This is a genomic window from Leptospira sp. GIMC2001 (genome assembly GCF_028462125.1).
Taxonomy (GTDB): domain Bacteria; phylum Spirochaetota; class Leptospiria; order Leptospirales; family Leptospiraceae.
Window position 1 is genome coordinate 2557499 of the sequence record NZ_CP115468.1, and the last position, 14609, is coordinate 2572107.

General features: G+C 37.8%; 10 protein-coding genes and 1 tRNA gene. 5 read left to right on the plus strand and 6 right to left on the minus strand.

Annotated elements, in window-relative coordinates; translation table 11 throughout:
• Positions 1-28: 28 nt before the first annotated feature.
• Positions 29-1087 (minus strand): sensor domain-containing diguanylate cyclase, encoded by a 1059-nt coding sequence (locus O4O04_RS13350; protein ID WP_272532251.1) that lies wholly within the window; start codon positions 1085-1087, stop codon positions 29-31.
• 115 nt (positions 1088-1202) lie between these two features.
• Here O4O04_RS13350 and O4O04_RS13355 point away from each other — a divergent pair.
• Positions 1203-1275, plus strand: a tRNA-Met gene (locus O4O04_RS13355).
• Between the two features lie 11 nt (positions 1276-1286).
• Here O4O04_RS13355 and O4O04_RS13360 read toward each other — a convergent pair.
• The 4 genes from O4O04_RS13360 to uvrC form a co-directional block, all read right to left on the minus strand.
• Positions 1287-3113, minus strand: a complete 1827-nt coding sequence (locus O4O04_RS13360; RefSeq protein ID WP_272532252.1) for a phospholipase D-like domain-containing protein — start codon at positions 3111-3113, stop codon at positions 1287-1289.
• A gap of 2 nt (positions 3114-3115) precedes the next feature.
• On the minus strand, positions 3116-4522 hold the full coding sequence (locus tag O4O04_RS13365; RefSeq protein ID WP_272532253.1) for an LA_2168 family protein: 1407 nt from the start codon (positions 4520-4522) through the stop codon (positions 3116-3118).
• Complete coding sequence (locus O4O04_RS13370) at positions 4519-7665, minus strand: hypothetical protein (RefSeq protein ID WP_272532254.1); 3147 nt, start codon at positions 7663-7665, stop codon at positions 4519-4521. The genes O4O04_RS13365 and O4O04_RS13370 overlap by 4 nt, the downstream gene beginning before the upstream one ends.
• Before the next feature lie 192 nt (positions 7666-7857).
• Positions 7858-9678, minus strand: coding sequence for an excinuclease ABC subunit UvrC (gene uvrC / locus O4O04_RS13375; protein WP_272532255.1), 1821 nt, complete (start codon positions 9676-9678; stop codon positions 7858-7860).
• 51 nt (positions 9679-9729) lie between these two features.
• Between uvrC and lepB the strand changes: the two genes are divergently transcribed.
• The 4 genes from lepB to tpiA are packed head-to-tail and all read left to right on the plus strand — an operon-like array spanning position 9730 to position 13278.
• Positions 9730-10272, plus strand: a complete 543-nt coding sequence (gene lepB, locus O4O04_RS13380) for a signal peptidase I (protein WP_272532256.1) — start codon at positions 9730-9732, stop codon at positions 10270-10272.
• 59 nt (positions 10273-10331) lie between these two features.
• Positions 10332-11339: a type I glyceraldehyde-3-phosphate dehydrogenase gene (gap, locus tag O4O04_RS13385; RefSeq protein WP_272532257.1), complete on the plus strand. Its 1008-nt coding sequence runs from the start codon at positions 10332-10334 to the stop codon at positions 11337-11339.
• Positions 11340-11341: 2 nt separating this feature from the next.
• Positions 11342-12532, plus strand: a complete 1191-nt coding sequence (locus O4O04_RS13390; RefSeq protein WP_272532258.1) for a phosphoglycerate kinase — start codon at positions 11342-11344, stop codon at positions 12530-12532.
• Positions 12529-13278, plus strand: a complete 750-nt coding sequence (tpiA, locus tag O4O04_RS13395; protein ID WP_272532259.1) for a triose-phosphate isomerase — start codon at positions 12529-12531, stop codon at positions 13276-13278. Before O4O04_RS13390 ends, tpiA begins: the two co-directional genes overlap by 4 nt.
• Before the next feature lie 803 nt (positions 13279-14081).
• Here the strand turns inward: tpiA and O4O04_RS13400 are convergent.
• On the minus strand, positions 14082-14576 hold the full coding sequence (locus O4O04_RS13400) for a DUF7000 family protein (protein ID WP_272532260.1): 495 nt from the start codon (positions 14574-14576) through the stop codon (positions 14082-14084).
• Positions 14577-14609: the final 33 nt, after the last annotated feature.

The following is a 14609-nucleotide window of genomic DNA, read 5'->3' on the forward strand; positions in this document are numbered from 1 at the left end:
TCGACTATTTATAGTCTCGGTTGATATTTCAAGAAGGCTTAAAACAAATTGTTTGGTTTCTTCCAGAATGTTTTGCTTGATACAGAGCCTTATCTGCTCTTTCGATCAAATCTTTATTCGATCGATCATTGGTATTGAAACTCGATATTCCCACACTCAATGTCACTTTGAGATCCTCGCCACCGTTTGGATTGGCTACAACCATGCTCTCAACAGACTTGCGTACTCGCTCGCCCATTTCATAACCTTCTTCTTCGGTCGCTCCAGGCATCACAATACAAAATTCCTCACCACCGTACCTTGCAGCAATATCATGCTTACCAGCATTATTGATCAATTGCTTGGCAACCTCTATAAGGACAACGTCTCCTGCTTGATGACCATAAGTATCATTGAATACTTTGAATTTATCAATATCAGTAAACAAAAGCGTAAGATTCGTACCTTTCTTGCGGCAACGATCCATTTCTTCTTTTAGTTTGGTTTGGAAATAATGATGCACTTTCAAACTGGTCATCATATCTACAGTTGCCAATTCATACAAGCGGGCATTCTCAACAGCGATCCCAGCTAACGAAGCGAGTGTGGTCATAAACTCTTTCTCATCTTCTAGGTATTCGCTCATAGTCATCTTCTCACCAAGAATCAAAAGCCCATTGACTCGTCCTTTTGCGTTAAGAGGCACGATCACTTCTGCACCTAGCTTATGGAAAAAAGTAACGATCGGATCCTTGGTCAATTCTGGAATCGCCAAAATTGCTTTGAGCATTGTAGCTTTTGGTTTTTCTGCAAGAAAATGAACCATAGGAGAATCCATGGGAATCGCAAAATTAATCTCCCTATCACCAATTTCGAATCCTTTAAAGCTCTGCTCTAAACGAAACATAGTAGAATCCACTTCTGGCTCTAGATACATAGCAGCATTCAATGTCTGCAACTGAGCCAAACAAATATTAAGAATCACATCAATCAGATATCTATAATCAAGAGTTGAGTTAAGTGCTTTTGAAATCTCCAGTAATTGCTTCTGGTCATAAATTTTCTTTTCATAATGTTCGATAACGAATTCATTTCCTGCAGGACTCAAGTTGCAAACCACCTTAGCTCGAATTAAGCACCCAAACTACTTAGAATTAAAATCGAGTAAACAATTTTATTGAAATTGCAAGAAAAATGGTCTCAGAAATCATGACATTATACACCGCGCGGTGGAGCAGCTGGTAGCTCGTTGGGCTCATAACCCAAAGGCCACAGGTTCGAATCCTGTCCGCGCCATTGTATTTTCCTCATTGAACAAGAGTGCAGTTTGTTCCCTCTCCAATCATTCCACCTCTAATTCGAATTAAGTTTTCCTTCCATATATTCTCTATCTTTTGCGAAGCTTGGGTGCCCTTTCGATTGTAACAAGCTATAGCAGAGAAATTCTCATCTCCTTTTCGAAATAATAAAATTCCTGACTTCGGTAACGACTTTATGGTTTGTCCTTCGAGTAAAACATCCGTTGTATAACCATTTTGCTCAATTGGCTGTAACGAATAGCGCTGAACCAATCCTGATTCATTCCAAAACAAAACTTCCGTCCAAGCAATTGAATTAGTAGCAAGTTTCAATCTCCATTTAGATGAAGCAAATTGCTCTAAGGATTCTAAATGGATAGGAAGATAAGAATCTCTCTGCCATGAAAGCAATGCATTAGCATTCAATATTGCTGTATTAGAGTCGGAGGATTCTAGATTGATTGCAGCATCATGTCTCGTAAACCATGTTCCTATATCATTTAAGGGAATATTAAAATTCGATCCGTTCTTAGAAAATAAATTACTCGAAATTGATTTAAGTTTATTCGTATCCATTGAATTGGCAACTCCCATGCTATGGAAGAGTCCAAAGCCATATTCAAAAACATAATAATCTAAACTGGAATTGTTCGCGGAATTATTATCGAATTCAGTAAATGGGGTTGAATCAGGATCGGGATTGTAGTAGAAAGAATTTTCTAGTTCTTCAAGATTGTAGTCCATAATCTGAGCTGAGTAATTTCGAATTCGATTGAATTCTTGTAAATGTTCGGAAATGAGATAATAATCACTCGTCTCGTAGTACAACTCACGGTTGTTATCCCTCGCTGATTTAGAAAAATTAAAAGATCCACTAAGTAGTAAATCATTATCAATAATCATTGTTTTGTGGTGAAGCAATCCACCTAGTCCAAACGTTCCATTATCGATTCTATCTTCATTCTGCTCTTCATAAATTTTGGATCCAAATTTTGTAATATTTTTAGCAAGAAAAATCCCCTCCGGATTGATTGGTCTATCATAGATTCCTTCAACTAGCACGCCTCTCTTAGCCGCACGAATCAACTCAAACGAAATGATAGGATCATAGTGAGTATAGATTAGATATTTGATACTGTATTTAGCACTTCTAATGGCTTCGATGATTCGATTTTGGATCTGGACACCTTCTCTGGGTGCATTCAAAAAAAGAAATCCATCAAATTGAAAAAATGGAAGCTGGTATTGTTCATCCATAAATATCTTAAAATCATTTCCGATCGACTCCGGAATCTGGAAAATTATATAACTGTCAAAATCCAAAAGCAATCCTTGCTTAGTAAAATTGCCAGTTCCTGTAAATATTTTCTTTCTATCCGATATAACAACCTTGGGATGATGGAGTCCAGAACCGCTCCATATATTCAAAGGAATTTCTAACTTCAGCATATCATCATAGTTGCGATCACTGTCCACCTTGATCTGAACTTTCACTCCCCTTGAAATGGCTTTATAGATAGAATCGATTACATCCAAATCAGTAAGTCCGTAGATATGGATAATCAGTTCATCTGATGTTGAGTCAATGAGCTGAATCAGTTCCTTTTTTGCCTGCTCCTTTTTCTCAGTGGGTGTATTGCGTCCAGGATAGGAAAAAAATACTTTCCAACTGATCTCTGGTTGAATAAGAACACTCCAAAGCAAATCCCCATCCGAATTAGAAGTTTCTAATTTGCATTGAAAAACAATAAAGATAAAAATGACACTCAGCATTTTACGAAAAAACAAAATCATTGTCAGGAAAAATATATTCGTATTATGCAATATTTCATCCATTTTCAAAATACAAACCTCCCATAAACATGAACAATACTTCCGCGAAGATTCAAATCTTTGCTTGTCCAAAAATATCCTGGAGATATACCAATAAAGCTTGCTGAATCGTCCGAGGACTTACCGTATTCTAGACGAATGGCTAGCTCAGAAAAGAATTCATCAGTATAATCTGATTTTCTAAAACTGATTTGGCCTGGATCTTGAATGATGATTTTTCTTGGAACGATATATTCCCAGTTCAATGCGAAACGAACAAAACTCCAATCATAGTTGATTTCTAAACCAGAAAATAAGGAAGGTTGCCTAGCTCCAAATTCAGAAACAGTATTTTCAAATCCCGCTTCTGTAACCCAAGCCGAAGGTAAATAATTCAATTCACGATTCAAAAAAGTTCCAGTTGAAATAGGATTGCCCATCCCCACATAACCTATTGTTAACTCAGATAGACTATCTCCTGTCTTTGCAGTATTGGGAAAAAATCCTTTCCAACGAAAGCCCCAGTGTTCACTCGTCCAAGAAATCTGTGGAAGAATCGCTTCACCGCGAATGGGAAGCGATCTCTCTGGTCGATTCGGATCCGAAAATGTTTTCTGAATCCCACGATTGAAATGAAAACTCGTACCGATTCGAAGTTCATTCCATTTATAATATAGCCCAGACCGAAATCTGTAGAGAAAATCAGAATCACCTCCTTGAGATTCTAAAAGTAGTAAGTCTTCCTTCGATTTTTCTCCCCAATTGCCAAGATTTAGATAGAAAAAATCGGAATCGAAATCAAGTGAATCCGATTTATACAATATCCGAGTTCCATGTCTCGACCTCTCACCTTTTCGATTCGTCTCAAAATTTTTATCTCGAAATACGCGTGTTTGATTATTCTCCCAGATTGGAAACCCACGGTAGTAATCCCAGAGATAAGCTTCCCAAGTTAGATTCTCCCAATGCAAAACTTCAAGTCCAATCCCTTCTCCTCCATCCAATTCAGAAATTGATAAGTTACGATCGAATCTTGAAAATTCCTTGCGTCCGAGCCAGATACTGAATTCACCGATGGCATAACTTATATTAGCATTTCTTCCCAAATAAATATTTTCTTGAATGCCATCACCGAAAACCAAACTTACCTCCAAATCCAATTTGGCTAGATCGCTCTCTTGCTCCAATTTAGCACTCAGTCTCTGGGCATGGGTGGATCTTCGGTTTCTAAAATCTGATTTGGTATCTTGGTAAAATGTCTGGATACTATAAAAATTTGGTTCCCATCCGACATCAACCCAAGCATGCAAAGAAGATGTTTTGATAAGTAATATTAGAATAGAAACGAATAGGATTTTCTTTAAATGAATTGGAATTAAATCGAATGGATTTTTATTTACGTAATATTGAATTAAATTTTTGCATTTTCTCATAAATCATCTACCTCGATACTATAATTGGTTGCACTTCCACCTAACGTATTCATTCGAATCTTCGCTATTTTTGCTTGGGTAAGTGATAGAGTGTCGATTTCTCCCAGATATTTATTGCCATAGGAATGTAGATGGATTTCTTTTGTGCCATTCTGCAAAAACAAATCAATTGCCGTTTTGGAATTCAAACCTCCGGGAAATTGAGAAGTATTTTTAAATTGAAGAAATAAATTATTTTGTATAAAGCTCGGAAGAAAACATTGCGAAGTGTTGGTTGTGATCACTGCACATTGTTTAGGATAAATAAAAGCAAATAGACTTCCATCACTCGGGCGAAGTGAATCTCTTCCCTTATCAGTCTCCAAGATCAATTGGTCTGTATTAAATACTTGATTAGATCGATTGCAGATTTGAATCCATGCGGACTTACCGGATCCAGGCAAAGGCTGAAGTGCTTCGATTAAAAGTCCTCCAGATGATATGATTCCTTCTAACTCTTCATCAATGTAAGCATATACCAGACTATTGCTCTCTGGGATCTCTGATGTGATATCTTGTACATATTCATTTGATGGAAAAATTAAATCATAGATAACTTCTTTTAAATCTTTTGGCTGCCAAAATCGAATCTGGAAATTTATTCTTGGTTCTCCTAAAGATCGGATGGCGAAGACTCTTTTTTCTAAATCATCTGCAACCAAAGAATTGCTAGCATGATACACAAATGGTGTATGATAATTTGCAATTCCTGGATCTCCGAAATTATTTCCAATACAATGACTTGAAAATGAATTTGAATTTCTCCAAATGCCTGAAATGATTGAACGAACAGCTGACTTCCTCGTATTCGTTGAATTTATGTTCAAACCAGCAAGACTTGGATCCAATTCACTATGATCCAATAAAGTCAGATCCCAAGGATCCAAAATAGAAATATGTGTTAGATCATTGTACAATTGAAAATCCTTGTGAATCAAAGGCTTGGAGTATGGGAAGCAGGTCAGTGAAGAGTTGGACAATAATCCATAAGTCTGACCTTCATTAGGAACAAGAAATCTCCTATTCCTGGACGGATTGTTCGGATATTGGAAATCCAGTAGAAATGAAGTTTTTGAGGCAGTATCGTTTTTCCATTCAATAAAACGATCCGTAAGAATCGATTTTCCATTCGAAAAGCTCCCTGCCCAATTCAATTCGGATATAGAAACTTTGAATGAATTCGATTGAATACTGCCTTCGTTTGAGAACGAACTGTATCCAGGACTCATAAATATTTTGTAATTTGGTAAAATTTTGGAATCAAGAACTTGCGGATGATGGATCATAGCCTTTTTATCCTCTCTAGATACTTGAACTAGAGAATAAGGTATTCCATCTATATCCTGTTCTACGATATAATAATCCAATCCTGAATATATATTTTTACTTTGTAGATTGTTCGAGTCTAGCAGATCAATGGAATCTGACCATTTCAGATTAAAGATATTTCTTGGTATGCGAACTATAGAGTCTGGAACGCTTTCAAATGCAGATATTATAAAATATTGATCTGGACGTATCTTTTTAGGTTCAAATGATAATGGATATATATTACTTCCAATTCTAATGGCAAGAGAAGAAATATCGCATTCATGGATTCCTGAGTTTTGCAAATTCGGTTTAGAATGTATTTCTAGAAATTTTGCTCTGGTGTTTTTTCCTCCATCGACTTCAACAAAACCAAATGCATTGATTTCTGTTAGCTCTAGATCATCAATGGAACAGAATCTATTTGAATCAGGTAAAGTATAGCTAGGAATTCCTGGACTACCGCAATGTTTTTCTTTGGTTTTATAAGGACTGATCTGCTTTGCGCAATTTTTGATTTCTCCATCACGACTAAAGAATTCTCCCTCATAATGGAAAGCTGAGAAATATTTTATCGTATCTAAGGAATCGGAAATATTAACTAAAACTTCCTCAGAATTCAAATCATACTTGGCTAAATCTATTTCTGGAATTTCGGCATCTATCCATCTAAGCTTGGTTTTACCATTCGAAAGATCAGTCCAAGGAAAATTCTCCTGCGTGACTATCCCTTCCAATACCGAATTCGAATCTACTAATATGATTCTTTCATATGGGAAAAGGATTTTTGCTTTCCAATCAACCAAAGATCGCTTACCTTTCGAATCTTCAACTAACAATGAATTTAAACAGATACTTGATTTATTTGGATTATAAATTTCTAGATATCGATGCAGTCTAGATGAGGAATGATTGAAAAATTCAATCAATTGCGGCTTGATTTTTCCACAAGACTTCTCTTGGAATTCATTGAATTCCGAAAGATTTGCAATAAAAACGTCCATTTCCTTTTCCCAAGCTTCACAAGGAATTTGGATTCGCAGTAGCCTTCTAGTATTGCTCGCAACATCTATATCCCAAGGAGAGAATATCACATAACATTCATTTAATCTTTTGTAGGAATTCCAATATGGAATTCCGTAAGTTTTGGATATAAATCCAGATTTACCGAACCAATTGTACGATGGTTCGATCGATAGTTTATCTATAAGCTTGCCGTCAGCAAAGAACCAATTGTCTCCGGGAGTTTTCTTCCATTCATTGCGAAGAATCTGTTCTGTCACAAAAGAGAAAGAGAATTCACCAATCGTACTTTGTATTCGAAAACTAGGATAAGATCGAGAATCATCAGGTCTTAGTAGCGTATCAATCAAGGAATCAAATACTTCATTGGATACAGGTAAAATTGAATTTGCTTCAGTCGAAGATTCGCTGTTAGTCGAATTTTCCCTTAGAAAACAAATACTGAGCCTAGGTCCTAAATCAAAAGTTTCTAGATGCCTTGAATCCAGACAAATTTGCCTATCGGTAACTCTAACTGTTGGATAGAATCCATTCTCAGGATAATCCTTCACATCGTCAGGCAATGGATCTTCCCATCCATAACTTAGGCTTAAGATCTTATCTTCGGTTGCATTGGGTGAGACAAAAAAACCATCTTCACTCGATTTACCACAACCAAACAGTGCAACGACTACGGATGCGAAGTAAATTGATATAAAAATGAATCGAAAAAACTCGCAAAGTTTTAGATAATTCGTATGGATACCCTCTTGATTGGGGTATTTCCTAATCAAGAGAGGGTTTACAGAATTTACAAAAAAAATTCAATTTTGGTAAATTTTACTAATTTATTTTACCGATTTACAAATGAATGATTCCTAATTAAAATTCCAAAATTTCTAGATTTAATTCATTTGGAGGTTTATATTTATATTTTTATATTTTTATTTTTTTGATTATATTTGCTACTGTTGCAATTTATGCTTTTACTGTGATTTCGGTTTCTTGAGTCCATCGACGATTTTTCGAGCTGTAGCCTCGCCAATCCCATCCACTTGCAAAAGTTCTTCAAAGGTCGCGTCCGATATTTTCTTTTTGCCTTGGAAATACTTCAATAGGTTTTTGCGTCTTGTAACTCCGATATCAGCAATGTCGTCGAGCAGAAGTTTTAATTCTGCCTTATTTCGCCTGAGTCTATGATAGGTGACACCAAATCGATGTGCTTCGTCTCTTAGGTTACGCAGTAGTCTCATCGAAGGAGAATTGATCGCAAAACTGTAAGGCTGCTTTTCACCCGGGAAATAAATTTCTTCGCGCTTTTTGGCAAGTCCAACCATCGGAAGATCGTGAATGTCAAGTGCAATTGCCACTTCGCATGCTCGGTTTAGTTGAGTTGGTCCACCATCAATGACTACTAGATCAGGAAGTGGCTCACCTTCATTGATGAGCCTCTGCAATCTACGCCCGATAACTTCGTGCATCATCGCTGGATCGTTGATTCCTTCATGTCCTCGGATTTTATAATGTCTGTAACCTTGCTTGTAGGGTTTGCCATCAACAAACATAACTCCACTGGCAACTGGTTCAAATCCTTGGATATGACTTATATCATAACATTCAATCACACGTGGAAGATCACTTAGGTTCAAATTTTCTTGGAGTTCCTTTAAAGCCAACGTCTGGTCTTTCAATTTAGTTGCAAGAATTCGTTCCGTAAGAGAGAGTTCTGCGTTTCTTTCGGCAAGCCTAAGTAAGGATTTTTTCTGACCTTGGGCTGGAACTCGAATCTTCGGGCGAAAACCAAATTCATTTTGAATATGATCCATGAGCGGTTCAATTCCCGACCTAGCTTCTTCCGGTAAATAAATAGTTGTCGGAATAAATCTTGCTTGAAGATAATAATCTCTCAAGAAGGATTCTAGCAATTCTCGATTGGTCGAATCAATGAGTCCAGTTAAGGGAAAAGTTTTCTTAGCCTCTAGTCTTCCCGCACGCACTTCGAGAAGTACAACTTGTCCTTCATTATCTCGCCTCGCAAAAGAAACAACATCTTCATCACCTCCTTCAACACTTACAACAGTTTGCTTTTCTCGAACATGATTGATGCGCTCTAACATATCCCGAAAGTGAGCGGCAAGTTCAAATTCCATTTTTTCGGAGTGAGAAATCATACGAGCACGAAGATTATCTATTAGTATATCTTTTTTGCCTTCAAGAAATTGGAGAACTCTGTCAATCATCTCACCATACACTTCTTTGGTGATATTTCCTTGACAGGGACCAAGGCAGCGTCCAATATGAAAGTTCAGGCAAGGTCTTATGGGTTTGGCTAAAGGAAGTTTTAGCTTTGTTTTGCGTATTGGGAAAATTTTGTGAAGCATCTGCAGAGCATCACGTGCAGCCCGTCCATCTGTGAAAGGTCCAAAATATCGATCTCCATTGGCTCTTGGCCTTCTCGATAGATAAACCATAGGAAACATTTCTGACGTAGACACACAGATAAAAGGATATCTTTTATCATCTTTGAGTCTTACATTGAATTTTGGATTGTATTTTTTGATTAAGGTAGATTCAAGAATTAAGGCTTCGACTTCGGTTGTGGTCGCAAACCAATCCAGATCATGAATCTCAATTTGCAAATGTCTAGTTTTGGTATCCGTAATATTCGGATTTAGATAGCTTCGAATCCGATTGGCAAGCCTTAGAGCTTTGCCAACATAAATCACTTCACCCTTGATATCTTTCCATAGATAACAACCTGGTTGATCTTTGAGATTCTTGATTTTCTCGAGGATGAGTTCTTTCATTTGCAAAAATAATTCTTGTAATTAGAGTTCGTTTTTCCCTAAACTAATGCTGTGGCTGTTCCTTACAATTTAGAAAAATCTCAATCCAAATTCAATCCAAAGTTAATTCTCAGAATTCTTGTAGTCGGACTTATCATCGGAGGATTGGTTGCTGTTCTGATCCGTTCCGTTTTCTACAATCCGATTCGAATTTCCACAGTTTCCATGGAGCCAACCCTTAATAAGGATCAAGTTTATTTTTTGAATAAATGGACAAAACCATACAATTTAGTTTTGGGTGATATTGTGCTCTGTGAGAGAGAGGCGGGCATGGTTGTTGGAAGAATTTTGGGAAAACCAAGCGACACAATTGCCATAGACAATAAAACAATTATTCGAAATGGAGAAATTTTGCCACCCAATCTATACCCGGCAGTATGGAAAGACGATAGACCGAGTCTTCCAATAGAATTTACAAATCGTGATAATCTAGGTGCGATTCGAATTCCGGAAAATAACTTTTTTCTAATTGGAGATAATCGAGATGAATCAATGGACTCTAGGCATTTTGGCACTGTGCCCTTCCAATGCATTTTAGGTACGATTTCGCCCTGAATCTCAGTTTACAGATATCCGTTATGACACAAAGTGGAAAAAAAACCTCGGAGTAGGACATGACCAAAATTGCCATCAATGGATTCGGTAGAATCGGACGATTAGTACTTCGTTCCGGAATCAAAGACAAAAATCTTGAATTCGTAGCTATCAATGACCTTGTTACACCAGATAACTTAGCTTATTTGCTAAAATATGATTCGACCCATGGTAGATTCGACGGCAAAGTCGAGCACTCGGATGAAGGAATCATCATTGATGGTAAACTTGTAAAATGTATTTCTGAGAGAGACCCAAGTAAACTTCCTTGGAAAGATCTAGGTGTTGATTTCGTAGTAGAATCAACTGGACTTTTCACAGATAGAGAAGGTGCAAGTAAGCATCTTGCTGCTGGTGCGAAGAAAGTTGTAATCTCTGCTCCTGCAAAAGACGCAGATATCCCAACTTATGTGATGGGCGTAAATAATGAAAAATACAATCCAGGTGCAGATCATATAGTATCCAATGCATCTTGTACAACAAACTGTCTTGCTCCTATCGTAAAAGTTATGTTAGACAATTATGGTTTTGCTGAAGGACTTATGACAACTGTTCATGCGATGACTGCAACTCAACCAACAGTTGATGGTCCATCTAAAAAAGATTTCCGTGGTGGTCGTGGGGCAGCTCAGAACATCATCCCAGCTTCTACTGGAGCGGCAAAAGCAGTAGGACTTTGTATTCCAGAAGTAAAAGGAAAATTGACTGGAATGGCATTTCGAGTTCCAACTCCTGATGTTTCTGTTGTTGATTTAACAATGAAAACTGAGAAATCCACTTCTCTGGCTGAGATCAGAAAAACAATGAAACAAGCGGCTGAGGGTTCAATGAAAGGAATTCTTGGATTTACAGATGAGATGGTTGTGTCCAATGATTTTATCGGATCTACTCTATCTTCTGTATTCGATTCCGATGCTTGTATTGAATTGAATGATAAATTTTTCAAACTTGTTTCTTGGTATGATAATGAGATGGGTTACTCCAATCGTGTATTGGATCTAATCCGCTATATGGCTTCAAAAGGATAAGAATGAATCTTCCAAAAATTGAAAATGAGAATTTCGCTGGCAAAAGAGTATTTCTACGGGTGGACTTCAACGTCCCCCTAGAAAACGGAGTCGTAACAGATGTTACGAGAATTGAGAAAACCCTTCCTACAATTGAACTCCTTATAAAACAAGGTGCAAAAATTGTGATCGCAAGCCATTTGGGAAGACCTGCAGGCAAACCAAATCCAGAATTTTCTATGAAGCAGGTCTTCGAGAAATTCAAAGAATTGGTAACTTGCCCTGTTGCATTTTCTGATAAGGTAGTTGGCCCCGAAGTTAAGGCACTCACTCAATCACTCAAGAATGGTGAAATCTTGGTCATAGAAAATCTCAGATTCCATGCGGAAGAAGAAGCCAATGATAAAAAATTTAGCAAATCTTTGAGCGAACTCGCTGATGTTTATATCAACGATGCTTTTGGCGCAGCCCATAGAGCTCATGCATCGACCGAAGGAATCACTCATGAGATTCCTTCTTTTGCTGGGCTTCTCATGAGAAAAGAAATCGAAATGCTTTCCTCTCTCGTTACTCGTCCGAAGAAACCTTTTGTTGCGATCATTGGTGGTTCAAAAGTATCCACGAAGATTAAAATTCTTAAGAACCTAATCGACAAGGTGGATTATATTTTGATTGGCGGTGGAATGTCTTATACATTTCTCAAATCCCGTGCAATTCCGATTGGAACTTCACTTTTTGAAAAAGACTATGAAGTGCAAGCGTATCAATTGATTGATTCGTCTGGCGTGCAAGGAATCAACCTGCAACTTCCGGTTGATCACGTGATTGCGGATTCATTTTCCGATAAAGCCAAAACAAAAACCGTTGATAAAATGGGAATTCTGGATGGTTGGATGGGAATGGATATTGGACCGAAAACCGTATCCAATTACGAAAAAATCATCAAGGATGCCGCGACCATTTTCTGGAACGGACCTATGGGTGTTTTTGAAATGGATAAATTCGCAAACGGAACCACTCAAATCGCAAAAGCAGTTGCCAAGTCCAAAGCAGTGTCTATAGTTGGTGGCGGTGATTCTATTGCCGCAATCAATAAAGCTAAGGTTGCCGACAAAATCACGCATATTTCAACGGGTGGTGGAGCTTCTCTAGAATTCCTAGAAGGCAAAACTCTTCCTGGTGTTAAGGCATTGATCGAAGGAGCCAAAGAATGAGACCAACAATACTTGCAGGCAATTGGAAGATGAATCTATCCTTGAGTGAAGCTACTGAACTTGCTCGGGGAATTCGTGACGGATACAAATCGGATTCTAAGAAAGAAGCTTGGGTTTTCCCAAGCCATTTGCATATTCCAGGCGTTTCGGAAATTTTGTCTGGAACCAATGTCAAGGTCGGATTGCAAAACATCTATCCATCTGCCCTTACTGCCATGACTGGTGAGATTTCTCCTGATCAAGGTGAAGATTTTGGAATCAAACTTGCTCTTGTCGGACACTCTGAACGCAGACAATTTCTTGGTGAGACCAATGCTGTCTGTAGAGAAAAAGTTCATTTCCTTCTCACCAAGGGATGGACTGTGGTTTATTGCATTGGTGAGAAGATTGAAGAAAGAGAAGCTGGCAAAACTTTCGATATTCTTTCAAGCCAAATCAAAGAAGGACTCAAGGACATCTCAAGCGATCTTATGACAAAACTCGTGTTAGCTTACGAGCCAGTATGGGCAATCGGAACTGGTAAGACAGCAACCCCGGAAATTGCACAAGAAGCACATGCCTTTATTCGTAAGGAAATCTCTCAGCTATTTGTTGGTGGTGATAAAATCGCCGATGCCATGCCAATTCTCTACGGTGGATCTGTTAAACCAGACAATGTCAAATCACTTCTTGATCAAAAAGATATTGATGGCGGTCTGGTTGGTGGTGCTAGTCAGAAAGTTTCGTCTTATTTAGGTTTGTTTTAGGCGAAGTAGCCCCTTCTCCCCAGCACAATTTCCTTCGGAAAGTTATGCTGGACAAGTCCCGACTCACCTTTTAGTCCAGTCACCACTACAACAAAGGAGCGTCAGCGACTGAGTGGTGCTGGATTCGCACGAGGGTTGATGTATAGGTTCGCCTTACCATCTCTCGTCGGGAGTTGGACATCCTGATCCAAAATCCCGACGCACCCCTTCCGTGGGGTGCTGCGAGAGATGGCAATGGCTCACTGGAGTTTCTCTATATTATAATTATATTATATTATATTATATCCTAACCAAATCAAATCAACATTAATAACATCCAAGTCCATCACCACTCTCCGTGATCTTTGATTTAACTCTGTGCCTCTGTGTGAAACCTCTTCGTAGTTTATTTTAACCACACCTTTTTACCACAAAAAAAATAATTCACACAAAGACACAAAGAACACAGAAAAAATAAAAAATTGACTGAACAATAATTACAAACTAAAAATAAAACAGTCAACTACCAAACCTAATATTGCTCTTAGTGATCTTTGCGCGAACCTAGCGAACTTTGTGGTAATCTTTATTACCACAAAAGACACAAAGTATACGCAAAGAAATTGATTCGCGCTTTCGTTCCCATTTTTTTTATGCAAATTTTTTCGGATTAGGGTAGTTTCTCACAAATCACATAAAATACATTTGTAAATCTTAGTTGTAAATCGAAATGGACAAGAGAATTGGTTATTAAATAGATTGAATCGCAATCTTGCCCAGGGCTTAAGCCCTGCTCTTTTCCATCCATCACCAATTCTCCCCATCTATTTTATTTTGCTCAGTTTTATTTCCTGGAGAATTTCATCGGTTGTAATAACTAGCTTTTCTTCAATTTTCTTGGTTAGCTTATCTAAGTCATTGAAGTTCGGACTTTCGATTAGAACTGCTTCGAGAATCGAATACTGTGGTTTTGTGGTTCGATTTTTGTTCCACTTTGTTGTTTTAAAATATTCCCAATATTTTTCTTGTATCGGAATCGTCTGCCCCAATAGCCAAATTTCAAATTGCATCTTTACATGATTGAGAACCAAACCCATTTTTAATTTCCTATCTTTTAGGAACTCATTAGAGTAATAGAAATAGGTGTAATCCATATAACCTTGGAAGAGACTTCCAAAGCTGTAGCTATCGGTAAGATTTTTTGACAAGGCAGTTCCGAGTCTAGACATATACTTCATAAGCCCTATATATGCTTCTTGAATATCGCCTTGATCGAGTTGATCCTTATAGGCTTTTACGTAAAAGTTTAGATCCTTCAAATTCAATCACCTTTTTCAATGCTATTTATCTAT